Annotated in this window: 19 protein-coding genes; 8 read left to right on the forward strand and 11 right to left on the reverse strand. The window is 62.0% G+C overall.

What is annotated here, in order from left to right; translation table 11 throughout:
- Positions 1-73: 73 nt before the first annotated feature.
- The 4 genes from ACS4RR_RS07365 (at position 74) to ACS4RR_RS07380 (ending at position 4,578) form a co-directional block, all read left to right on the forward strand.
- Entirely contained in the window at positions 74-1,429 is a 1,356-nt protein-coding gene (locus ACS4RR_RS07365) for an extracellular solute-binding protein (protein WP_017965893.1), read from the forward strand.
- Positions 1,430-1,646: 217 nt separating this feature from the next.
- Entirely contained in the window at positions 1,647-2,531 is an 885-nt protein-coding gene (locus ACS4RR_RS07370) for a carbohydrate ABC transporter permease (protein WP_017965892.1), read from the forward strand.
- A 10-nt stretch (positions 2,532-2,541) separates the two neighbouring features.
- Positions 2,542-3,456: an ABC transporter permease subunit gene (locus ACS4RR_RS07375; protein WP_442100228.1), complete on the forward strand. Its 915-nt coding sequence runs from the start codon at positions 2,542-2,544 to the stop codon at positions 3,454-3,456.
- Positions 3,457-3,468: 12 nt separating this feature from the next.
- Complete coding sequence (locus ACS4RR_RS07380) at positions 3,469-4,578, forward strand: sn-glycerol-3-phosphate import ATP-binding protein UgpC (protein ID WP_260056612.1); 1,110 nt, start codon at positions 3,469-3,471, stop codon at positions 4,576-4,578.
- 68 nt (positions 4,579-4,646) lie between these two features.
- On the opposite strand, the gene ACS4RR_RS07385 is transcribed toward ACS4RR_RS07380, so the two are convergent.
- Positions 4,647-5,120 carry a cupin domain-containing protein gene (locus ACS4RR_RS07385; RefSeq protein WP_017965889.1) on the reverse strand — a complete coding sequence of 158 codons (474 nt, stop codon included), beginning with the start codon at positions 5,118-5,120 and terminating at the stop codon, positions 4,647-4,649.
- A gap of 131 nt (positions 5,121-5,251) precedes the next feature.
- Here ACS4RR_RS07385 and ACS4RR_RS07390 point away from each other — a divergent pair, with 131 nt between their 5' ends.
- Complete coding sequence (locus ACS4RR_RS07390; RefSeq protein WP_170261649.1) at positions 5,252-5,794, forward strand: carboxymuconolactone decarboxylase family protein; 543 nt, start codon at positions 5,252-5,254, stop codon at positions 5,792-5,794.
- 4 nt (positions 5,795-5,798) lie between these two features.
- Here the strand turns inward: ACS4RR_RS07390 and ACS4RR_RS07395 are convergent, their stop codons facing one another.
- The 8 genes from ACS4RR_RS07395 to ACS4RR_RS07430 form a co-directional block, all read right to left on the reverse strand.
- Positions 5,799-7,901 (reverse strand): beta-galactosidase, encoded by a 2,103-nt coding sequence (locus tag ACS4RR_RS07395; protein ID WP_170261650.1) that lies wholly within the window; start codon positions 7,899-7,901, stop codon positions 5,799-5,801.
- 108 nt (positions 7,902-8,009) lie between these two features.
- Positions 8,010-8,885 carry a 2-hydroxy-3-oxopropionate reductase gene (locus ACS4RR_RS07400; RefSeq protein ID WP_170261651.1) on the reverse strand — a complete coding sequence of 292 codons (876 nt, stop codon included), beginning with the start codon at positions 8,883-8,885 and terminating at the stop codon, positions 8,010-8,012.
- 11 nt (positions 8,886-8,896) lie between these two features.
- Positions 8,897-9,676 (reverse strand): 2-oxo-tetronate isomerase, encoded by a 780-nt coding sequence (gene otnI / locus ACS4RR_RS07405; RefSeq protein WP_260296926.1) that lies wholly within the window; start codon positions 9,674-9,676, stop codon positions 8,897-8,899.
- Positions 9,677-9,686: 10 nt separating this feature from the next.
- Complete coding sequence (locus tag ACS4RR_RS07410; protein ID WP_170261653.1) at positions 9,687-11,396, reverse strand: ABC transporter ATP-binding protein; 1,710 nt, start codon at positions 11,394-11,396, stop codon at positions 9,687-9,689.
- 10 nt (positions 11,397-11,406) lie between these two features.
- On the reverse strand, positions 11,407-12,597 hold the full coding sequence (locus ACS4RR_RS07415; protein ID WP_017961798.1) for an ABC transporter permease: 1,191 nt from the start codon (positions 12,595-12,597) through the stop codon (positions 11,407-11,409).
- Positions 12,598-12,607: 10 nt separating this feature from the next.
- Complete coding sequence (locus ACS4RR_RS07420; RefSeq protein WP_260109306.1) at positions 12,608-13,594, reverse strand: ABC transporter permease; 987 nt, start codon at positions 13,592-13,594, stop codon at positions 12,608-12,610.
- Between the two features lie 104 nt (positions 13,595-13,698).
- The gene (locus tag ACS4RR_RS07425) at positions 13,699-15,807 is read right to left on the reverse strand and encodes a family 10 glycosylhydrolase (RefSeq protein ID WP_456189911.1); all 2,109 of its coding nucleotides are present in this window, start codon (positions 15,805-15,807) and stop codon (positions 13,699-13,701) included.
- 85 nt (positions 15,808-15,892) lie between these two features.
- Positions 15,893-17,818, reverse strand: coding sequence for an ABC transporter substrate-binding protein (locus tag ACS4RR_RS07430; protein ID WP_170261656.1), 1,926 nt, complete (start codon positions 17,816-17,818; stop codon positions 15,893-15,895).
- Positions 17,819-17,996: 178 nt separating this feature from the next.
- On the opposite strand from ACS4RR_RS07430, the gene ACS4RR_RS07435 reads away from it, so the two are divergent.
- Positions 17,997-19,016, forward strand: coding sequence for a substrate-binding domain-containing protein (locus tag ACS4RR_RS07435; protein ID WP_170261657.1), 1,020 nt, complete (start codon positions 17,997-17,999; stop codon positions 19,014-19,016).
- Here the strand turns inward: ACS4RR_RS07435 and ACS4RR_RS07440 are convergent.
- Positions 19,013-19,783, reverse strand: coding sequence for a TIM barrel protein (locus ACS4RR_RS07440; protein WP_456189912.1), 771 nt, complete (start codon positions 19,781-19,783; stop codon positions 19,013-19,015). The genes ACS4RR_RS07435 and ACS4RR_RS07440 overlap by 4 nt on opposite strands.
- Before the next feature lie 143 nt (positions 19,784-19,926).
- On the opposite strand from ACS4RR_RS07440, the gene ACS4RR_RS07445 reads away from it, so the two are divergent.
- The gene (locus tag ACS4RR_RS07445; RefSeq protein WP_017965877.1) at positions 19,927-20,715 is read left to right on the forward strand and encodes an SDR family NAD(P)-dependent oxidoreductase; all 789 of its coding nucleotides are present in this window, start codon (positions 19,927-19,929) and stop codon (positions 20,713-20,715) included.
- A 175-nt stretch (positions 20,716-20,890) separates the two neighbouring features.
- Positions 20,891-21,355, forward strand: a complete 465-nt coding sequence (locus ACS4RR_RS07450) for an RrF2 family transcriptional regulator (protein WP_170257941.1) — start codon at positions 20,891-20,893, stop codon at positions 21,353-21,355.
- Here ACS4RR_RS07450 and ACS4RR_RS07455 read toward each other — a convergent pair whose 3' ends face one another.
- Positions 21,356-22,483, reverse strand: a complete 1,128-nt coding sequence (locus tag ACS4RR_RS07455; RefSeq protein WP_456189913.1) for an acyl-CoA dehydrogenase — start codon at positions 22,481-22,483, stop codon at positions 21,356-21,358.
- Positions 22,484-22,497 lie beyond the last annotated feature (14 nt).

Genomic DNA, 22,497 nt, shown 5'->3' on the forward strand with positions numbered 1-22,497 from the left:
TGGCCGCGGCAATTTGAACCAGCTAATAGGGCGTGCGCTGAAAGTGCGCGTCCCTTTTACGTTCGAGGTTCTCATGCAAGCCAAGCTTCTCGGCGCCGTTGGCGCCCTTCTCGCTACAGCGTTTCTTGCTGGTCCCGCTGCCGCCGCCGATAAGACCAAGATTGACTTCTGGTTCGGCAATTCCGGTGACATCGCAAAGCGTGTCCAGGAGCAGTGCGATCGCTTCAACCAGTCGCAGGCCGACTACGAAGTCGTCTGCACCAGCCAGGGCAGCTACGACGCGTCCCTGCAGAACACCATTGCTGCGTTCCGCGCCGGCAAGCAGCCGACCATCGCCCAGGTCTCCGACGCCGGCACCCTCGACATCATGCTCTCCGGCGCCTACTACCCGGCCAACAAGCTGATGACCGACATGGGCTATACCGTCGACTGGAAGGACTACTTCTCCGGTATCTCCGGCTACTACGCGACATCGAAGGGCGAGATGTACTCCTTCCCCTTCAACTCCTCGACCGCTCTTCTCTACTGGAACAAGGACGCCTTCGCCAAGATCGGCAAGGATCATGCTCCGGCGACCTGGAAGGAAGCAGGCGAGGACCTCAAGGCTCTGAAGGATGCAGGCTATGCTTGCCCGCTCGGCTTTGACATCTCCAACAACGAAGTCTGGCAGTACATCGAGCAGTTCGAAGCGGTCAACGGCGAAGCGATCGCCACGAAGAAGAACGGTTTTGAAGGTCTCGACGCCGAGCTGGTGTTCAACAAGAACCCGCTTCTCGTCAGCTACGTCAAGGACCTCAAGTCCTGGTACGACAACAAGCTTGCCGTCATCAAGAACAAGGCTGTCGGCCAGACCTTCGTCGAAGCCTTTGCCGCTGGCGATTGCCAGGTCATCCTGACCTCGGTCGGCGACCACGGCAATGTCGGCCGCACCGCCAAACAGGGCATGAACTGGGGCGTTGCCATGCTCCCGACCTACGGCGACGCAACCCGCCACAGCTCTTTCGTCGGCGGCGCTTCGCTCTGGGTTCTGAAGGGTCACTCGGACGCCGAATATAAGGCTGCCGCGGCATTCTTCAACTTCATCGCAAAGCCGGAAGAAGCTCTTACCTGGTCGACCGTTACCGGTTACATCCCGGTTCGTAACTCCGGCTTCGAATATCTGAAGAAGCAGGGCTTCTACGACAAGGCTCCTTATGCCGGCCGCGAACTCGCCATTCAGAGCCTGACCGCCTCGCCGGCTGGTGACGCGGCTCCGCACGGCATCCGCCTCGGTGGCCTGCTGCAGGTCCGCACCGAAATCGCCAATGGTCTGCAGGCAATCTTCGTCAACAATGCCGATGTCCAGGCTTCGCTCGACAGCGCTGCCGAACGCGGCAACACGCTGCTGCGTCGCTTCCAGCAGACCTACAAGAACGTTCAGCTCCCCTGATCGTTTGATATGAGCCGCACCCGGCCCGCATTTCGCGCGCCGGGTGCGTACTCGGCCGCGGATGCGAATTCGCCGCCCGCGCCTAAAGCGCGCCGCAATCTTTCAGATTCGCTCCTCGCGCTTTAGACCTTTATTTTGACGCATGTCGTTACCGCAAAACCGCTGCACAGTTTTGCGCGACATGTTTTAAATCGAACCAGGACGAAAACGACCACTCATGGAAAAGCGCGTCACTTTCTCCTCAACGACGATCGGGCTGCTCTTCGCATTTCCGATGCTGTTGCTGATCTTCGTCTTCTTCTATTGGCCAAGCGCGCAGGCGCTCTATTGGGCGTTCACGCTCGAGCAGCCATGGGGCGGCGGTAATGCCTGGGTCGGTTTCGACAATTTCAAACAGCTGCTCACCGATCCGATCTATTGGGACTCGATCACCCGCAGCATGATCTTCGGCTTCAGCTCGACGGCCATTGCCATGGGGCTGGCGCTGATCCTGGCGCTTTTGACGGATCGTGAATTGCGCGGCCACAAAGTCTACCGGTCAGTCTTTATCTGGCCTTACGCCATTGCCGCTCCCGCTCTCGGCCTCGCCTTCCGCTTCATCCTGGCGCCGGAGGCCGGCCTTCTGTCGGTCATTAACCACGTCTGGCCCGGCCTCTGGAACCCCGCGCTCGACGGCAAGGATGCGATGATCGCCGTCATCGTCGCCTTCTCCTGGAAATATATCGGCTACAACTTCATCTTCTTCCTCTCGGCGCTGCAAGGCATTCCGCGCTCGCTGATCGAGGCCGCCGCGATGGATGGTTCGGGGCCGATGCGCCGGATCTGGGATATCCAGCTGCCCCTGCTGACGCCGACGCTGTTCTTCCTGCTCGTCATCAACATCACCGAGAGCTTCCAGGATTCCTTCGGTATCGTCGACGTGATGACGCAGGGTGGCCCGGCGCGCGCCACCGAGCTCATGGTCTATAAGATCTATTTCGACGGCTTCAGAGGTCTCGACTATTCGGGCGCCGCAGCGCAGTCCATCATCCTGATGGTGCTCGTTGTTCTTCTCACCATCTTCCAGTTCCGCTTCATCGAGCGGCGCGTGCACTACAAGTGAGGTCGCGGACATGATCGAACGCACGCCGATATTCAACTTCATCTGCTATAGCCTTCTCGCGCTCGGCATGGTGATCGCGCTTCTGCCTTTCGCCATCGTTATCATCGCCTCGACGCTTGATCTGGAGACGGTCAATCGCGTGCCGCTGCCGCTGATGCCGGGCTCGCATTTCTGGGAAAACGCTGAGACCGCCTGGGTTCGCGCCGATCTCGGCAACAAGCTGTTCCACAGCATCATCTTCGCCGCAACCGTTGGCGCCGGCAAGGTCATGCTGTCTTCCATGGCAGCCTTCTCGATCGTCTACTTCCGCTTCCGCGGCCGGTATGTGATTTTCTGGATCATCTTCATCACGCTGATGCTGCCGCTGGAAGTCCGCATCGTGCCGACCTATTCGATTGCGGCCAACGCGCTGCAGCCTTTCCAGACGATCCTCGACGTCACCGGCATAAGCTGGCTCGTTGCGCAGATCACCGGCTTCCAGATCAAGCTCGAATGGGGCCTGCTGAATTCCTATCCCGGTCTCGTTTTGCCGCTGGTCGCAACCGCGACCGGCACCTTCCTCTACCGGCAGTTCTACCTGACGGTTCCCGACGAGTTGGCCGAGGCTTCGAAGATGGACGGATCGGGCCCGGTCCGGTTCTTCTGGGACATTCTGCTGCCGCTTTCGCGGCCAAATATGATCGCGCTGTTCACGATCATGTTCGTCTGGGCCTGGAACCAGTATCTCTGGCCGCTGCTGATCACCACCGATCCGAATTTCGGTATCGCTGTGACGCAGCTCAAGACCCTCATCCCGTCCGAATTCGGCCTGCCCGACTGGAACGTGGCCATGGCCGGAACCCTGATCATCATGTCGCCGCCATTGATCCTCGTCATTCTGATGCAGCGCTGGTTCGTACGCGGCCTTATCTCCACCGAGAAGTGAAGGAGTATTCCCTTGGCACCGATCTCCATTCGTGGCGTGAAGAAAAACTACGGCAAGACCCCCGTCGTTCACGGCGTCGATCTCGACATCCAGTCGGGCGAGTTCATCGTCATCCTCGGCCCGTCCGGCTGCGGCAAGTCCACGCTGCTGCGGATGATCGCCGGCCTCGAGGAAATCAGCGGCGGTGAAATCGCCATTGACGGCCGCGTCGTCAACCAGCTGGAGCCGCGCGAGCGCGGCTGCGCCATGGTGTTCCAGAACTATGCGCTTTATCCGCATATGAGCGTTGCCGAGAATATCGGCTACGCATTGAAGGTGGCCGGTGTCTCGAAGGCGGAGCGTCAGCGGCGCATCGGCGAGGTCGCCAAGGCGCTCAGCCTCGAACCCTTCCTCGGACGCCGGCCCGCCGCTCTTTCCGGCGGCCAGCGCCAGCGCGTCGCCATGGGGCGGGCGATGATCCGCGAACCGAAGGTATTCCTCTTCGACGAGCCGTTGTCGAACCTCGACGCCAAGCTGCGTATCGCCATGCGCGCCGAAATCCGCCGCCTGCACCGCCGCCTTGGCGCCACGTCGATCTTCGTCACGCATGACCAGACCGAGGCGATGACGCTGGCCGACCGGCTGGTGGTGATGAATGGCGGCAGGGTGGAGCAGGTTGGCACGCCGGAAGAGGTCTATCATCATCCGGTCTCGCGCTTCGTCGCGGGTTTCGTCGGCACGCCGGCGATGAACCTGCTCGAGGGCACGATCAATGACGATGGCGTCTTCGTCTACGATCAAAGCCGCAAGGTCGTGCTGCCGCGCGAGCGCGCCGCACCGCTGAAAGGCAAACGCGTCGTGCTCGGCATGCGCGCCGAGGCCGCCCGGCTGGTCGCCCCGGATGCTCCCGGCGCCCTGATCGCTACCGCCGATTTCATCGAGGAGCTCGGCGCAAGCCGCGTCGTCCACGCCGATTTCGACGGGCTGCCCTTTGCCGTGGCGCTGACTGAGGCCGTGAAGGTGAAGTCGGGCGATCCGATCGGCATCGCGATCGATTACAACCAGATCCACCTCTATGCCGCCGATACCGGCCGGATTATCGAGAACCCTGTTATGAACGGCGCAGACGCCGTCAACGCTTGAAGGCGTCTGCGATGATTCTTGCAGAGCGTTTGGCGGCGTAAGGGTCTGCGCACATTGCGGAAATTACTCTAACGGTGGATCGGATCGATCCACGCAACGTCTTCCGGCTTTTCGACCGGTTCGATGTCGAGGTTAACGACGACCGGTTCCTGGCCTGAGCGGACGAGAACGCATTCCAGCGTCTCGTCGCGGCTGGCGTTGATCTCCTGATGCGGCACATAGGGCGGAACGTAGATGAAGTCGCCGGGGCCGGCCTCGGCGGTATATTCCAGATGCTCGCCCCAGCGCATGCGGGCCTTGCCCTTGACCACGTAGATGATGCTTTCGAGATCGCCATGGTGATGAGCGCCGGTCTTGGCGTTGGCATGGATCGTCACCGTGCCGGCCCAGATTTTCTCGGCCCCGGCGCGCGCGTTGTTGATCGCAGTCGCGCGGTTCATGCCCGGCGTCTGCGCGGTGTTCGGATCGAGCGAATTGCCGGGAATGACCTTGACGCCATGTTCACGCCAATCGACATGATGCTGCTCGTGGTCGTCGCTCATGCCTTGCCTCCAGCTTCGATTTGGTCAGTCTAGGCGTGAGGCAGGCAGCGGCCAAGCAGATTTGCCGCTGTACAGCCCACAATATCTCGGCGCCGCGATAGCTTCTGCGCACAAACGAAAGAACGGACCCGATGAGCCACCTCCCGCAAATCGACTACGACACCGCTTCGGAAGAGGTTCGTGCGGCGCATGACGAGGAAGTCAGGCGGCGCGGCCGGATGACCAATATGAAGCGTACGCTGCTGCATTCGCCGGCCGCCCACCGCATTTATGCCGAATGGTTCACGCTGCGCGCCGAACTCGATCCCGCGATCAACGACCGGGCGATCTGGATATTCTCGCATGCGATCTCGAAGGCAGCCAGATCGAAGATCGCTATCACCTTCTTCCGCCGGGCGCTGATGAACAAGGGTTTCGATCCCGACGCGCTGGAGCTTTCCGACGAGGAAGCGCTGCTCGACGCTTTCGGCAAGGCGATCGTCGCCGATTCCAACGCCGTTCCCGTCGAACACTGGGCAAAGCTGAAACAGCGCTATGAGACCAAGGTGCTCGTCGACCTCGTCGCTTTCGCCGGCATCATGCTGGCCACCGCTGTCTTCAACAATGTCGTCGAGGTTGATTTCGATCCCGAGCTTGAAGGCTTTGCCGAAGGCGCCAGTTCATCCGCATCCTGAAATTTCAGCTATTGAGCGGCAGGATCAGCACGTCGCGCGGCGGCACCTCGATGCCACTATTGCCGATATGGCCGATCGGCCAGACGGCCTGACTTTGGGCAAGCGTCCCTTGGGCGAGCGTTACCTCAGTCTTCTGCGCCGTTCGCGTCGGATTGACTAGCCAGAGGAAGCTGCCCTTTTCTCCCTCGTGGATACGGGCGAAGAGTGCGGCATTCGACAGCGTCAAATGGCGCTTCGTCCCGCTCCATCTCAATAGCTCAGCGAAGAAAGCGCCGTTCGCCTTCCCCTGCGTGCGGTAATAGGCCACGGAAGGATTGGTGCCGATCAACAGCGTGCGGCCCTTGCCATAGGCGTTTTCGACGACGGCAAGACGGCCGTCGGTGAAGTGGCCGCGTCCTGTTCCGCCGGTCAGCCGATAAGACTGTAGGAAGCCGCCGCCGTCGACGGCTGCGCCGTCCAGATCGAAATGGATGCGGTCGCCGATATCGGGCATGAATTCGACTTCCTCCTCGCGTGCGCCGAAGACCTCGTCGAGGCCCATGTTCGGCTGCACGGTGCCGACATGGCCGTGATCGCCGAAATAGCCGGGGCATGCTTCGGCAATAAGCGTGCCGCCGTTTTCGACCCAGGCTTTCAGGCGGTTCGCCTGTTCTGATGTGAACATGATCGGATAGGGGAAATAGAGGAAATCATAGGCCGCGATATCGTCGATATGCACCCAGTCCGGCTGCACGCCATTTTCGAGGAAGGCGCGATAGGCGCCCCACATGGCCTCGGGATAGGGTTTCTCCTTGCGGTCATGGTTCAGGAGGTAATCAAACTCTTGCGTTTCGCGAACGACAAGGATGCCGACCTCGCCGCGAACGGGCTTTGCCTCCCAGAGGGGAGCCTGCGCCCGGTCGTTTGCCCATTTCGCCATGGCGCTTGCCATATCGGAGCGCGGCGTGCGCGAGCCGTCCATGCCGTAGGAGCCGAACGCGCCGAAGAGCGGACCGTCGAGCAGTGGGCGCCAGCGCAGATTGATCACGCCGCGAGCGCCGCCGGCAAGCGAGGTCATGCTCCAGAGACGGATATCCTCGGGCTCGGCGACGCGGCCATCCTCCTTGTCGCGGCCGATCACCTGCGGCTGCAGCCAGAGCGGCCCGCCCTGGCGCTCGGCATGCCAGAAGGGCTTGCCGCGGGCGGCGGCGCGGTTGATATCGACGCCATACCAGTTCTTCCAGGCTTCCGAGCCCTTGCGCGCCTGGATCCAGGTGAAGCCGTAAACCTCGACTTTGGAGGCGGCGAGCCAGTCGTCGCAGCCGTTGGCCGCCATGTTGGGAATTGCGCCGGATATGCCGTGAGCAGCGATGGTATTCTTCTGGTCGACGGCGCGGATCGTATCGATGCGCCACTGCATCTGGTCGTAGAAATTGTCGCGCTTGAACTGCAGCCAGTCGATGCATTCGGGATAGGGCGCCATGTGCACCGGCGGCTCGATATCCTCCCATTCGGCATAGCTGTAGCGGTACCAGGCTTTCGCCAGGACCTTCAGGCTGCCGTACTTCTTCTCCAGCCATTTGCGAAAGGCTGATTTGGCAAAGCGGCTGTAATCGACATCGGCGGAATAGTTGCACTCGTTCCAGACGTCATAGCCATAGATCGCCGGATGATCCTTGTAGCGGGTGGCAAGCGCGGTCAGGAACTTGCCAGCGGCTTCCTTCACTTCGGCGCAGTTCAGCGTCAGGGCGCCGGCGCCGCCGCCATTGTTGGAGAAGCCACCGGTTGCCGACGAGACGCCCATATAGGAACCGAGTTTGGTGCCGTCGGCATTGACCTGCAAAGCATGCGCATATTTGCGCACTGCCCAGTCCGGCACGGCATGAATCAACTCGGCGATAACGGTCTTGATGCCGTTTGCGGCGGCAAGATCCATCTGGCGGTCATATTCCTCCCAATCGTAGACGCCGGGGGCGGTTTCGATCGCGCTCCACATGAACCAGTGGCGGAAGATGTTGAGGCCGTCCTGCCCGGCGGTGGCGTAGTCGCGTTCCCAATCTTCGCGGGGCGGGTTGGACTTGCGGAAATAGACGGCGCCGTAGGGCAGCTGGATATCTTTGTTGAGCATTTTCCTGTCCTTCTCTATCGATGACCGGACATGGCTTCGCCGTCCGGAAAGAGGGCTCCGGCGGAAGACAATCGAAGATGTCATCCGGCAATTCTAAAAAGCGTTGATCTAGCGCGGTCCTCCGGCGAGGAGTTCCAGGGTGCGGATGAGAGCGGAGTGGTCGCGTTCGCCGTCGCCATTGGCGATCGCGGCATTCATCAGCTGCTGCGTGGCGGCCGTGTTCGGCAGCGACAGATCGAGTGCGCGGGCGGCATCGACGGCAAGCGTCATGTCCTTGCGGTGCAGGCGGATGCGGAAGCCGGGCTCGAAGGTCTCCTTGACCATGCGCTCGCCATGCACTTCAAGGATGCGCGAAGCGGCAAAGCCGCCCATCAGTGCGGAGCGCACCTTGGCCGGGTCAGCACCGGCCCTCCTGGCAAAAAGCAGCGCTTCGCCAACAGCCTCGATCGTCAGGCCGACGATGATCTGGTTGGCGACCTTCGCCGTCTGGCCGTCGCCGCTGCCGCCGACATGGGTGATGTTCTTGCCCATCTTTTCGAAAAGCGACCTGGCGCGTTCGAAAGCTTGCTCCTTGCCGCCGACCATGATCGTCAGCGAGGCGGCCTTGGCGCCGACTTCACCGCCGGAAACCGGGGCATCGAGATAATCGCAGCCGAGCGCCTCGATGCGTTTGGCGAAAGTCTTGGTGGCGACCGGTGAGATCGAGCTCATGTCGATAACCAGCTTGCCCTGGGAAAGGCCGGCGGCGACGCCGTCTTCGCCGAACAGAACCGCCTCGACATCTGGTGTATCCGGCAGCATCAGGATGACGATGTCGGAAGCGTGCGCCACCGCCTCGGCGCTTGCGGCGGCTTTGCCGCCCTTGTCGACAAGATGCTGCGAGATTTCCTTCACGCGGCTCAGATGCAGCGTATGGCCGGCGTCGATCAGGTGTTCCGCCATCGGGCGGCCCATGACGCCCAGTCCGATAAATCCGATGTTCATGCTGTCCTCGCTCACTTCAGATAGGGTTTCATCCAGCCGAGGCCTTCGCTGGTGCCGGATTTCGGCTTGTACTCGCAGCCCACCCAGCCTTCGTAGCCGAGGCGGTCGAGTTCGGAGAGGATGAAGCCGTAATTGATCTCGCCGGTCCCGGGTTCGCCCCGGCCGGGATTGTCGGCGATCTGCACATGCGCGATCTTCTCCTTCAGCCTGACGAAGGTGGGGATCAGATCGCCCTGCATGATCTGCATGTGGTAGAAATCATACTGGATATAGAGGTTGTCGGAACCGACCCTGTCGAGGATGCGCTCGGCGTCAGCGGTGGTCGACAGGAAGAAACCGGGAATATCGCGTAGGTTGATCGGCTCGATCAGCAGCCTGACGTCGGCATCGGCGCAACGCTTTGCAGCATATTTCAGATTGTCGACCAGCACCGTTTCCAGTGTTTGAAGGTCCGCACCCCTAGGCACCAGCCCGGAAATGACATTCACCTGTCGGCAATCGAGCGCTGCGGCATAATCGAGGGCCTGCGCGACCCCATTGCGGAACTCGTCTACGCGCTTCGGTAAGCAGGCGATGCCGCGCTCGCCGCCGGCCCAGTCGCCGGATGGTACATTGAAGAGCGCCTGTTTCAGGCCGCTCGCCTTCAGCGCCTCGGCGACCTTCTCCTTGGGCTCGGCATAGGGGCCGAGATATTCGAGGGCGCCGAAGCCGTCCTTTGCGGCTGCCGTGAAGCGGTCGAGAAAGGGCAGGTCCTGGTAGAGGAAGGAAAGGTTGGCGGAAAATTTCGGCACGGGATCGTCCTTAGATATTGGCGGGCGCGACGAAACGATGCCGGTGCAGCATGCGCTTATCGCGGGGGTCGGGATTGGGAATGGCGGAGATGAGGCTCTTGGTATAGGCCTCCTCGGGAGCGGTGCAGATCTGTTCGGCCTCGCCAAGTTCGACGATTTTGCCGCGATGCATGACGGCGACGCGATCGCAGAAATAACGCACCACCGAAATATCGTGCGAAATGAAGATGAAGCTCAGGTTCAGCCGCTGGCGGATATCGAGCAGCAGGTCGAGGATCTGGCTGCGGATCGAGACATCGAGGGCCGACGTCGCCTCGTCGGCGATGATGATGCGCGGGTCGAGCGCAAGGGCGCGGGCGATGCCGATGCGCTGGCGCTGGCCGCCGGAAAAGGCATGGGGGTAACGCTCCATGCCCATCGGATCGAGGCCGACCAGGCGCATCAGCTCGGCGACGCGGTCCTCCAGCGCCTTGCGCTTGGCCAGCCCGTTGACAACAAGCGGATCACCGATCACCTCCTTGACGGTCATGCGCGGATTGAGCGAGGCGAAGGGGTCCTGGAAGACCAGGCGGACTTCGCGGTGGAAGGTGCGGAGTTCGCGCTTCGTCAGCTTGGTGACGTCGATCTCGCCACCGTCCCTGCCGCGATAGCTGATGCTGCCCGATGTCGGCTCGACGGTGCGCAGGATCAGCCGGCCGAGCGTCGTCTTGCCGGAGCCGCTTTCACCGACGATGCCGAGGTTTTCGCCGGGATAGAGATCGAAGCTGGCATCGTCGACTGCGCGCAGCGTGTTGGCCTTGCCGTGCCAGCCATAGATCTTGCCGAGGTTGCGGACGGACAGGATCGGCTGCGGCGCCTGCGGCGACAGTGCCACGGCGGGCAGCCGCCCTTCGACATGGTGGGTCAGCTTGACCGTCGAGGCCAGCAGCTGGCGGGTATAGGGATGCTTGGCGGCATGGTAAATCGCATCCACCGGGCCGTGCTCGACGATGCGGCCGAAGCGCATGACGGCGACATCATCGGCCACTTCGGCGACGATCCCCATGTCATGGGTGATGAGCAGCATGGCCATGCCGCGTTCGACCTGCAACCGCTTGATAAGGTCGAGGATTTCGGCCTGCGTGGTGACGTCGAGTGCCGTCGTCGGCTCGTCGGCGATGAGAATGTCGGGATTGCCGGCAAGCGCCATGGCGATCATGGCGCGCTGGCGCATTCCGCCGGAGAACTCGAAGGTGTAGCGGTCGGCCATCTTGTCCGGGTTCGGAATTTCGACCTGGCGCAGCAGTTCGATGGTCCTTTCGCGGGCTGCATGCTGATCAAGATTGCTGTGCAGGCGCACGGCCTCGATGATCTGCGAACCGATGGTATGGACCGGTGACAGCGAGCTCATCGGCTCCTGGAAGATCAGGCCGATGCGGCGGCCGCGGATGGCGCGCATCGCCCGATCCGACGGTTTCAGCGCGGCGATGTCGGCGATCCCGTCGCCGTTATTGAGCAGGATGCGGCCGGAAACGATGCTGCCGGGGCTGTCGACGATCTGCAGCAGCGAGCGGGCGGTGACGCTTTTACCGGATCCGCTCTCGCCGACGAGACAGAGCGTCTCACCGCGCTTCAGCTCGAAGCTGACATTTTCGACGGCGTGCAGGATGTGGGTGCGCAGCCGGAAATCGATCGAGAGGTTTTCGATGGAGAGAACGACGTCGTCTGAAAGATCGGTCATGGTTTCCTCCTCAATTGTCGTAGGGGTCGGCGGCATCGCGCAGGCCGTCGCCGAAGAAATTGAAGGACAGGACGGCGACGACGACCGCGAGCGACGGCCAGATCAGGAGCCACGGCGCGGTGGCGACGGTGCGGATGTTCTGGGCGTCCTGCAGCAGCACGCCCCAGCTGACGACCGGCGGCTTGAGACCGATGCCGAGGAAGGAAAGCGAGGTCTCGGCGACGATCATTGTCGGCACGGCCAGTGTCACGACCGCAAGGATGTGGCTCGTCAGCGACGGCAGGATGTGGCGGAAGATCAGCCGTGCTTCGCTCGATCCGTCGAGCCGGGCGGCGACGACGAAATCCTCGCTGCGCAGCGCCAGGAACCGGCCGCGCACCTCCCGCGCCAGGCTGGTCCAGCCGAGCAGCGAGACAATGATCGTGATGACGAAATAGACATTGACCGGCGACCATGTCAGCGGGATCGCCGCCGCCAGGCCGAGCCATAGCGGGATGGTCGGCATGGCGCTGACGACCTCGATGACGCGCTGGATCAGCGTATCGACCCAGCCGCCGTAGAAGCCGGAGATGGATCCGAGCACGACGCCCAGGATCAGCGACATGGCGACGCCGACGAGGCCGATCGACATGGATACGCGTGTGCCGTAGACGAGGCGCGAGAAGACGTCGCGGCCGAGCCGGTCGGCACCGAGCAGATACATCGGGTCGTTCTGGTTGAGGGGGCCGATCAGGTGGCGGTTCATCGGGATCAGGCCCCAGAGATCGTAGGCCGCGCCTTTGACGAAGAAGCCGATCGGGACGACCTTGGTGTCGTCGACGACGAAGGTGCGGCGCAGCGCCACCTTGTCGATCTCGACCTTGTAGCCCTTCACATGGAAATTGAACTCCGAGCTGCCGTCCGGTTTTTCGACGAAGAAGCTGAAGCCCTGCGGCGGGGCATAGGTATATTGCGGCCGCGAGGTCATCGGCAAAGCCGGCGCCAGGAATTCGGCGAAGAGGCCAACCAGATAGAGGAAGAGGATGATGGCGCCGGCCACCATCGCCACCTTCTGGCGGATCAGTTTGCCGGCGACCAGCCGCCAGGGGCCGATCGCGGCGGTCGAGACGGTCTTGCCCTGTTTCAGCGGGCTGATCGACGGGCCATCGGCAACAGTGTGAAGCGGACCAGCGTGGTTTCCGAAGGTTTCGTGCGTGCTCATCGCATTCCCCTCAATTGAACCGGATGCGCGGATCGAGCAGCGCCAGCAACAGATCCGACAGCAGCATGCCGACGAGGGTCAGCGCGCTCAAAAGCAGGATGAAACTGCCGGCGAGGTACATGTCCTGCGAGATCAGTGCGCGGAAAAGCAGCGGCCCGGCGGTCGGCAGGTTCAGCACGATGGCGGTGATCGTCACGCCGGAGACGAGATGCGGCAGCACCCAGCCGATCGCCGAGACGAAGGGATTGAGCGCGATTCTGACCGGATATTTCAAGATGACCTTGTATTCCGGCAGTCCCTTGGCGCGGGCGGTGACGACATAGGGCTTGTGCAGTTCGTCGGTCAGGTTGGCGCGCAGGATGCGGATCATTGCTGCCGTTCCCGATGCGCCGATGATGATGATCGGGATCCAGAGATGGGCGAGGAAATCACCAATCTTGGCGAGGCTCCAGGGCGCCTCGGCATATTCCGGCGAAATCAGCCCGCCGACGCTCTGGCCGAGATATCTATAGGCGATGTACATCAGCGTCAGCGCCAGGATGAAGTTCGGCACAGCAAGGCCGATGAAGCCGAGGAAGGTGAAGACATGGTCGCCAACGGAGTGGCGGCGGACAGCGGAATAGATGCCGATCGGCAAAGCGACGATCCAGACGAAGAGCAGGCTCAGGAGCGAGATCACCAGCGTCGAGCCCATGCGAGCCCAGATCAGCCCGGAGACGGGCTGGCCCCACTCGAAGGAGTAGCCGAAGTCGCCGCGGCTGACGATGCCCCAGATCCATTTCAGATATTGGACATAGAAGGGGTCGTCGAAGCCGTAGATTTCCTTCAGCCGCTCGATCTGCGCGGGATCGACGGTCTGGCCGCTGTCGCTCATGGTGGCGATCATCGACGTCAGATAGTCACCTGGTGGCAACTGGATGATCAGGAACGAGATCAGCGACATGCCGAACAGGGTCGGGATCATGTAGAGCACGCGCTTGAAGATATAGCCAAGCATCGAAACGTTTCTCCTCCGGTCGGGAACGCCGTGACGCGCTTCCCCCGGATCTTTACCCACCTTCGGCCCTCCAGGCCGAAAGCGCTCCTTCGTCGCGTGTCATCTCATTTCCAGGTAAGATGCAGGACCTCCAGCCGATCGATACCAGGCACCTCCACCTGCGCGCGGCCATTCCCGAAGCTGAAGTTTGCGGCGCGGTCGGCAACGACGAGCCAAGCCTTTGCCAGCGATCGGCCCTCCGGAATCTCCACCGAAACGGTCTGCGCTGCCAGAGGGTAATTGTCGCGGATCGGGCCTTTCATCATCATCGGGTTGGTGAGGTTGAAGAGGCTGACTGCCAGGCCCCCATCGTTTTCGCGCAGCGCCAGATCGACGACCCCCTTGCCCTTGACGGTGACACGCGGCGTCTTGCCGAGTGCCCAATGAACGGCGTTGGCGATGAGCCGCGCATGATCAACGGCAAAGACCTCCCAGAAGATCTCGCCGATGTTCCAGGGGATGTAGACCGTGCGGCCACCCTTGCCAGTCTCGCGGGCGATGACGGCAGCACCTTTCGGGGCCTCACGCGGATAGACCTCTTCCATCGGCAGATCGGGAAAGTCGGGGATGTAGAGGAAGGGTGTCTTCGCATCGACCGACGGTTCGGCGTGGATCAGGCGGGTGCCGCCCATGATCCGCTCGGCGCCGTCGAAACCCCGATTGATCGGGTGATCGCCAGAAAGGGCGACATAGGTGTTCTTGACGATGCCGCGCGGGCCGGAGACGTATCTGGCGCCGAGCACGTCGGCCAGGCCGAAGTTGGGGCGCTTCTTGCCGAACTCGTCGCGCAGCGACGTCTCATAGGAGGCAATAACGCTGCCGCCGCGATCGACATAGGCGCGGATTGCGGCGTTCTGCGCATCCGAAAGGCAGGAAGCGTTGGCGAGGATGATCAGCTTGAACCGATCGAGGCTCTCTTCGGTTAGCACCTGGTCCGAGAGCAGCTCGAAGGGCAGGCGGGCTTCGACGAGGGCGTGGTAGAGACCGAGATCGTGTTTTTCGGCGGAATGCCGCTCTTCCGGCGCCCAGTGGCGCAGTGTCGTCGAGGGATCGATGACGGCGATTTCGGCGGTCGGCTTCATGCTTTCCAGCACCGGCTCGACGGCTGCCTGCAGGCCGAAGGCGTCGGCCACCGGCTCGACCCAGCGTTTGTCGGGCACGACACCGTTAAACTTGGTGAACCAGGCACAGAGACCGTGGGCGGTGCCGTCGTTGATCCAGAGCTGCATCTCCTCACCCGAGGTGACGGCATCCTTCCAGCGATATTCCTCCTCCGGGCCGATCGAGGTGATCAGCACGACCAGGCGGTCGGGGAAGGTGGCGCGGATGCGCTTGCCGTTGCGGCCAGCCGACCAGCCGAGCTCGAGGCCCTTGCGGCCCTGATGGTCGACGACGAGGAACGGGCAGTGCCTGGCGATGACCGAGAGATCGAATTCCATCAGCGAAGCGCCGCCCATGTTCGGAATGAAGCTCGCATGCGGGCGGATCGCTTTGACGGCATCGTCCCATTGCGCGATCATGTCGGTCAGCACGCGGCGGCGCCATTGCACCCAGGCCTGCCAGGCGGGATCCTCGGCATCGGGTTTTGCAGGCAGGCCATAGCCGGACATGTCCTTGAAGCGGCGGGCGCTGTCTTCGCTATAATCGACGCCGTGGCCCTGCCAGCGATTGGCGAAGACTGCGTCGATATCGTATTTGCGGACGATCTCCTTGACCACCTCAGGCATGAAGACGCTGTTGTAGTCGCCATAGGCATTGGTCACCCAGACATCGGGATAGGCCCAGTGGCGGCGCGGGGTTCCGTCGGCATTGATCATCACCCATTCCGGATGGGCTTTGGCGGCATCGTCATGGATCGCATGCGGGTCAACGCGGGCCATGACATGCATGTCGAGCTTGCGGGCGGCATCGACGAGCGAGCCGAAGATATCCTTGTCGCCGAGATATTTGCTGACATAGTGGTAGGGCACGTCGCTCGGATAATAGGCGATATAGCCGCCGGCGCTGAGGCAGACCGCGTTCGATTTCGTGCGTTTGAAAACATCGATCCAGAAGGCCGGGTCGTATTTCTCCGGGTCATCTTCCGCGAAGGTCAGCTGGGTCCAGCGAGTCGCGGTCTTGAACCAGTCCGGCGTCCTCAGCGTGTCGGTATTCTGTTTCCTGGCATCGAGCATCGTCTTCATCCAATCATTGGCAAAGAAGGGCCTCGGCGCCAACCGGAGGGGCCGGCGCCTGGCATGCATCATGGGGAATGGGCCATCAGGCCTTATAGAACTGCTCCGGCATCGTCGGAGCGGGCGTCGGCCAGCCGAAGGAGTTCGGCATGATCTTCGTGATGTTCTTCATGTTGTTCTTGACGATGCCGTATCCATCAGGCGGCAGCGAGATGCCGAAGACATAGAAATTGTCGGCGGCGCCTTGAAGGATCTGCTTCATGACCTCGCGCTGGCCTGATGCGTCGGACGTCGCCTTCAACTTGTCGTAGAGCGCAAGCTGGCTCTTCGTGCTTTCCGGCGGTTCCTCGGCATTGGCATTGGCGCGGTCGCGATACCAGAGTTGCCAGGCCGGGGCATACATGGCGTTGGCATCGGTCGGCACGTAATAGCGCGGGTCGAGCATGGCGGCGACGCCGCCGTTGGCGCCGAACTGGTGGGCGGTCGCGTCGAAATCCCGGCCCTGGCGGACGCGCGTCTCCCAGAGCGAACGGTCCATCGAGCGCATCTGCGCATCGATCCCGACCGCCTGGAACATCGGAATGACAAGCTGGAAGAGATCGAGGAAGACGGCGCGCGCCTGGTCGATCTCGAAGATGATCGTCAGGCGGCGGCCCTTTTCGTCGAGGCGGAAGTTCTGGTCGTCGCGCTTCGGCACGATCTGATCGAGCATGGCATTCGCCTTGTCGACGTCATAGGCCGTGAACTGCGAGGCGAGCTGCTCGTTGTAAAGCGGATCTTCCTTCTTGATCGACGGCTGGGCAGGCGCGCCCTGGCCAACGAGCACGGCATCGATCAGCGACTGCCGGTCGAGCGCGGTCGAGAGTGCCGCGCGGAAATCCTTGTTCCGGAAGAGCGTCCGCTTGGTCTCATCATTGTGGTTCAGGTTGAAGATGAAATTCATCACATTGGCTTCGGTCGACGTCAGCGTGTAGAATTCATAGCCGCCCTGCTCTCGCGCATCGTAGAGAACCGATTTGTTGTTCGGCGTGGCGATATACTGGTCCATCAGGTCGACTTCGCCCTGCATGGCCTTCAGCAGCAGAACCTGCGGATCGGCGACCATCTGGTAGACGATGCGGTCCATATAGGGCAGCTGGTTGCCCTCGGTGTCGACCTTCCAATAGTAGGGATTGCGTTCGGCAATGGCACGTTCGGTGTTTTCGCCGGGCGCTATCGTGAACATCCAGGCATGCACGCAGGGCTTTTTCGAAGAATTCAGGAAGAAGGCGTTGTCGTCCTGGAAACCGGCGGCCGCCTGGAAGGAGGCGATCCAGCTTTCAAAGCCGCGTTGCTTGGCGAGTTCATCGGCCTTCGGATTGAAGTCGATGTGGAACTGCTCGAGATAATGCTTCGGCGTGCGCGTCGTCTGATCGTTGTTTGCCCAGGCGACCTGCAGCGGGAACAGGCCGTTCGGCTTGTCGAAGGTGACCTTGAAGGTCTGCTCGTCGATGATCTCCAGCTTGGCCGGCTTGCCGCCGGACTTCCAATGATCCTGACCGACGAAGGCGACGCGCTTGTCGGTGAAAACGGTGTCGTACCAGAACTTGATGTCGGCGGTGGTGTAGGGATGGCCGTCCGACCATTTCATGCCCTTGCGCAGCCGGATCGTATAGACTCTGGAATCGGCGTCACCCTCAAAGGACTCGGCGACATTAAGCGTCACGCCTGACCAGTCGGGGGTGTAGCGCAGCAGCGGTTCGTAGGCCTGGTAGCGGAACAGCATCGACAGCGAGCCGCCGCCGACCAGCGCCATGTTCCAGTCGCCGCCGTACTTGCCGACGCTTTCAACCGGTTTGACGATGAGCGGATTTTCAGGAAGCCGGTCCTTCAAGGCGGGCAGGGCGCCGCTCGATACCTTCGTTTTCAGGATATCCGCTTCCTTGAAGTCAGCGGCGAAAACCGGCAGGGCCGGCAATATCAGGGCGGCCGACGTCCCGGCCAGAAACGCACGTCGTTTCAGCTTGATCATAGGGATCTCCTCCAAAAATCCGTGCCCTTATTCATTATTTTGCTATTGGGCTTGGGATGAAGGAAAGATTACATTTGGATATTGTTAGGTAAAGCGTTATGTTTACGTTAGTGTAAAAATTTGCCTTTGTGGCGCGGGCTATAGCCAGCGTCGCATCAATCCAACGCTGAGGTGCCACGTGGGAAGTAGGGGTCGGGTTACATTGCAGACCATCGCAAGGGAGGTCGGACTCTCGAAATATGCGGTGTCGCGATCGCTTGCCGGCAAGAGCGGCGTCAGCGAGGAAACGCGCGCACTGATCCGCGAGACGGCGCAGCGCCTCGGCTATATCAAGCCTGCCGGGCAGGGTACTGCCGGCGAGGTCGCGGTCGTCTTTCACGATCTCGATGCCGTCAACAGTGAGCTCTATATGCAGGTGCAGAACGGTGTGCAGCGCGAGGCTCATCGGCTTGGCATGACGCTGCGCGTACGCTGGACCCATGATTCCGGTCAGTTGGAGGAGCTGGCGCGCACTTGCGACGGGCTGATGCTCGTCGGCCCGCATGCCCGTGAGGCCGTGGCGGCGGCGAGTGCCGCCGGCGTTCCGATCGTGCGTTTCGGCTGGGTCGATGCGCTCGAACAGATCGACCATGTCGGCGGCACCGACCATGAGGCGGGGCAGGCGGTGGTGGAGTATCTGGTCGGGCTCGGCCATCGGTCCATCGTTTACGTCTATGGCATGCCAGGCCTGCGGGGACGCCAAGAGCGGCACTACGGCGCCCGCGAAGTCGCCGAACGTTATCCTGACATTTCGCTTCATGTTATGCAGTTCGACGAAGGGAATGGCTTCAGCGCGGCCTTCCGAGCGCTCGTGGAAAAAGGCATCCGGCCGACGGCTTTCTTCTGCGCTCATGACGGGCTGGCGCTGACCGTGGTTTCCGAACTGCTCGGTCAGGGATACCGCATTCCCGACGATATTTCGGTCGTCGGTTTCGGCGACTACTCGCCGGCAACGCAGATCTCACCGGCGCTGACGACGGTGAGGATGGAGGGGCAGGAGTGCGGGGCCGTCGGGCTGCGGCTCTTGCTCGAGCGCATCGAGAATCCACGCCTCCCCGGCATGCCGGCGCGGCGCATCATGATTGCCTCGCGCATTATCGAGCGCCGCTCTGCCGGACCCTGCAAGGCGGTGGCAAGCGTCGATGCCGCCGAGGTTTAACCGCCGAGCGAAGCAATCGCGGCCTTGACTGCGTCCGCGCCGGGCCTGGTCGGCCGGTACTCCAGACCGACGGCGCCGTCGTAACCGTTGGTGAAGATCCAGCCGAGGCGTAGAGCAAGGTCGATGCTGCCGGAGCCCGGCTCGTTGCGGCCGGGGTGATCGGCGACATGGACGTGGATGATACGGTCGAGACGGCCGTTCAGCACGTCTTCGCTGCGCTCGTCCATCACGGCGGAATGGTAGATGTCGTAGACGATGCCGATCTCGGGGCGAGCGACGTCGTCGATGATGTCGAGGCCTTCGCGGGTCGAATCGAGGAAATAGCCGATATGGTCGATGCGGATATTGAGCGGCTCGACGCCGAGGCGCACACCGCTGCCTTTGAGGATATCGGCGCCGGCTCTCAGCGTTTCGGTGAGCGCCCGGCGCTGTTCTTCGCGGCTCAAGCCTGGGAGATCGTCGCCCGCCTGGGCAATTAGCACCGGCGCGCCGAGACGCTTCGCGGCAGTCACGGATTCGGCAAGGCCTTTGAGCCAGACCTGCCGGTTGGCGGCGTCGGTCAGTGCGATCATCGGTTCGGCGACGAGGCTGGAGACGGCAAGGCCGGTTTCCTTCAGCGCCGCCTCGATCGCATTCAGATCCTTGTCGGTCCAGCGCCAGAATTCGATCGCCGTCAGGCCGGCTGCATGGGCGCGGCGGATGCGATCGGGAAAGCTGTCGCCCTCTTCGGCAAACAGCCACTCTATGCAGGCTGAATAACGTCGCATCAAAACTCCTCCCATCCGTTGATGCAGGCATGCGACAGATCGGCGTCTGCCGCAAGAGGAGTGCAGGCGCTTGACGCCCGGTATTCATTGGCGGAACACTCAGCACATCAGGCCGGGATCTCCGGCCGTTTGCGGAGGAAGACATGGATCTCGGATTGAAGGGAAAGACTGCCGTCATAACAGGTGCGTCAGTCGGCATCGGACTGGCGATCGCCGAGGGATTGGCGGCCGAGGGCGCCGACCTCGTGCTGGCAGCACGCGGCGGCGAACGGCTCGAGGCGGAAGCCGCCCGTATCGCCGAGACGTACGGCGTCAGCGCCGCCGCTGTCGCGGCCGATGTGGCGACGGTTGCGGGAACCGAGGCGATCATCGCGGCGGCGGCCGCAAAAGGCGGCGCCGACATCCTCATCAACAATGCCGGCACCGGATCGAACGAGACGGTGATGGAGGCGCCCGACGAGAAGTGGCAGACCTATTGGGACCTGCATGTGATGGCCGCCGTGCGGCTGGCGCGCGGCATCGCGCCGCAGATGAAGGAACGCGGCGGCGGAGTGATCCTGCACAACGCCTCGATCTGCGCTGTCCAGCCACTCTGGTACGAGCCGATCTACAACGTCAGCAAGTCGGCGCTGATGATGTTTTCGAAGACGCTCTCGACCGAACTCATCAAGGACAATATCCGTGTCAACTGTGTCAATGCCGGCCTGATCCTGACGCCCGACTGGATCAAGACCGCCAAGCAATTGACCGCCGAAACCGGCGGCAACTGGGAGGGCTATCTGCAGAGCGTCGCCAACGAGCACGCCGCCTCCAAACGGTTCGGCACGCCGGAGGAGCTGGCCAACGTCTTTGTCTTCCTCAGTTCGGAGCGTGCGAGCTATTGCATCGGCTCGACCTATTTCGTCGACGGCGGCATGCTGAAGACGATCTGACCGAGGTGAGCGGAAGGCGCGCGGCGGCCGGTCTTTGTCAAGGCTGCCGTGCGGGCCTGTGGATGTTGCCGATACAAGCTATAAATAATAGCTATTTTGTTGTATGTTCACGCTTTTGACGCTATTTGCCTGCTATTGGCAGGATAAATACTGCGATTTCTACAAGGCGACGACGATGCTGACGAAAAAGGGAAAATACGGGCTGAAGGCGCTGGTCGACCTGGCGCGGCTGGCGCCGGGTGAGACCGCCTTCATCAACGACATCGCGGCCCGCAACAATATCCCGAAGAAGTTTCTCGATACGATCCTGCTCGAACTGCGCAATGTCGGCATCCTGCGCTCGAAAAAGGGACCGGGCGGCGGCTATTCCCTGTCGCGGCCGGCCTCCGAAATCCGCATCGGCCATGTCATCCGCACGCTCGACGGGCCCCTAGCGCCCATCCGTTGCGCCAGCCGAACGGCTTACGAGGCCTGCGACGACTGTGCCGATCCGGAAACCTGTCAGGTGCGGCGCTCGATGACCGACGTTCGGGACGCGATCGCCGCCATTCTCGACAATATGACCCTTGAGCAATTCGTCGCCGGCGGTGGCCGCGTCGACGGTACGACGGAAGAATTCCCGATCTCCGCCGCCAGCTGATTAGGCGCCGCCAACCTTCGACATATATTCGCCTGCGGCATGCACCAGCTTATCGTGCGGCAGCGATAGCGCGTGAATGCGGGCATTGCGCCAATGGCGGTCGAGATTGAGCCCGATGCCGGCCGATGTTTCCCCTGCAAGTTCAAACAGCGCGTTTGCGGTGTCGAGCGCCGTTTCCCCGGCAAGGATTGCGGCGGCCGAGGCGGAAAAATGCGCGTCCGCCATCGCTGCCTCAACAGGATTGACCTGGGCAATGTCGAGTTTGCGCCCAGCCCGTTCCAAGGCTGCCGCTGTCGCTTCGATACGGATGGCGCGGCCGCCGATTCGCGGGAGGACGGTCGCGCTGCGATCGCCAATCGCGCTCATCAGGTCGCTCCATGCGGCCCGCGCGATGCCCAGGCTGACGCCGGCCTTGAGCAGCAGGCCGAGCGAGATGCCGGTCGAATATCCGGACGAGGGGGCAGGGGCAATCGCATCGGCATTGACATGAAGTGTGGCGACGATCACCGTCGCTGATCCGTTGGTGCGCTGGCCGAAGCCGTCCCAATCGTCGACCACCTGCACGCCTTCGTCAGCCCGTGCAAGGTAGAGCGTCACCGGGCGGCTGGGCGGGGCGGTGGCGGCAGCGGCGATCCAGTCGGCGAATAGAATACCGGGCGCCTGTCGCGTGCGCCCACTCAGGCGGTAGCCCGGGCCTTCGGCCGCAAGCGCAGCTCCGTCGGTGAAGGCGGCGCCCGAAAAGCGGTCGCCGAGCAGCACGCGGGCAAACAGCGATGCCTTCAAATCTTCGGCAGCCTGGGTGCGGAGGGTTTCCAGCATGCAAAAATGATTTTCCAGCGCCTCGCCGATCGAAGGATCGCCCTCGGCGATGATTGCAACGATTTCGGCGAGCAAGGCGTTCGACACGTCGAGCCCTTGGTGGTCGGGCGGTACCGCGATTGCAGTCAGCCCCGATACCGACAGCGCATCAAGCTCGGCAAAGGGTAGGATGCGGTTGATATCGCGCTCGCTCGCGTGATGCCGGAATGCGGCGGCGAGGTCGCGGGCCGTGGATATCGCCTCCTCTTCGCTTTCGATGCGATGCGCGGGAGCTCTCAGGCTCTGATGAAATTGCGATACCGTTCCCATCGGTCACTCTTTTC

Source organism: Rhizobium zaerense (assembly GCF_051810725.1).
Classification (GTDB): Bacteria; Pseudomonadota; Alphaproteobacteria; order Rhizobiales; family Rhizobiaceae; genus Rhizobium; species Rhizobium leguminosarum_I.

Coding starts and splice junctions, on each gene's coding strand:
- ACS4RR_RS07430 (WP_170261656.1), bottom strand. CDS start 17,818: ATGATCAAGCTGAAACGACGTGCGTTTCTGGCCGGGACGTCGGCCGCC.
- ACS4RR_RS07420 (WP_260109306.1), bottom strand. CDS start 13,594: ATGCTTGGCTATATCTTCAAGCGCGTGCTCTACATGATCCCGACCCTG.
- ACS4RR_RS07385 (WP_017965889.1), bottom strand. CDS start 5,120: ATGAGCGACGACCACGAGCAGCATCATGTCGATTGGCGTGAACATGGC.
- ACS4RR_RS07390 (WP_170261649.1), top strand. CDS start 5,252: ATGAGCCACCTCCCGCAAATCGACTACGACACCGCTTCGGAAGAGGTT.
- ACS4RR_RS07440 (WP_456189912.1), bottom strand. CDS start 19,783: ATGCGACGTTATTCAGCCTGCATAGAGTGGCTGTTTGCCGAAGAGGGC.
- ACS4RR_RS07410 (WP_170261653.1), bottom strand. CDS start 11,396: ATGACCGATCTTTCAGACGACGTCGTTCTCTCCATCGAAAACCTCTCG.
- ACS4RR_RS07375 (WP_442100228.1), top strand. CDS start 2,542: ATGATCGAACGCACGCCGATATTCAACTTCATCTGCTATAGCCTTCTC.
- ACS4RR_RS07455 (WP_456189913.1), bottom strand. CDS start 22,483: ATGGGAACGGTATCGCAATTTCATCAGAGCCTGAGAGCTCCCGCGCAT.
- ACS4RR_RS07400 (WP_170261651.1), bottom strand. CDS start 8,885: ATGAACATCGGATTTATCGGACTGGGCGTCATGGGCCGCCCGATGGCG.
- ACS4RR_RS07415 (WP_017961798.1), bottom strand. CDS start 12,597: ATGAGCACGCACGAAACCTTCGGAAACCACGCTGGTCCGCTTCACACT.
- ACS4RR_RS07370 (WP_017965892.1), top strand. CDS start 1,647: ATGGAAAAGCGCGTCACTTTCTCCTCAACGACGATCGGGCTGCTCTTC.
- ACS4RR_RS07395 (WP_170261650.1), bottom strand. CDS start 7,901: ATGCTCAACAAAGATATCCAGCTGCCCTACGGCGCCGTCTATTTCCGC.
- ACS4RR_RS07425 (WP_456189911.1), bottom strand. CDS start 15,807: ATGCTCGATGCCAGGAAACAGAATACCGACACGCTGAGGACGCCGGAC.
- ACS4RR_RS07445 (WP_017965877.1), top strand. CDS start 19,927: ATGGATCTCGGATTGAAGGGAAAGACTGCCGTCATAACAGGTGCGTCA.
- ACS4RR_RS07450 (WP_170257941.1), top strand. CDS start 20,891: ATGCTGACGAAAAAGGGAAAATACGGGCTGAAGGCGCTGGTCGACCTG.
- ACS4RR_RS07365 (WP_017965893.1), top strand. CDS start 74: ATGCAAGCCAAGCTTCTCGGCGCCGTTGGCGCCCTTCTCGCTACAGCG.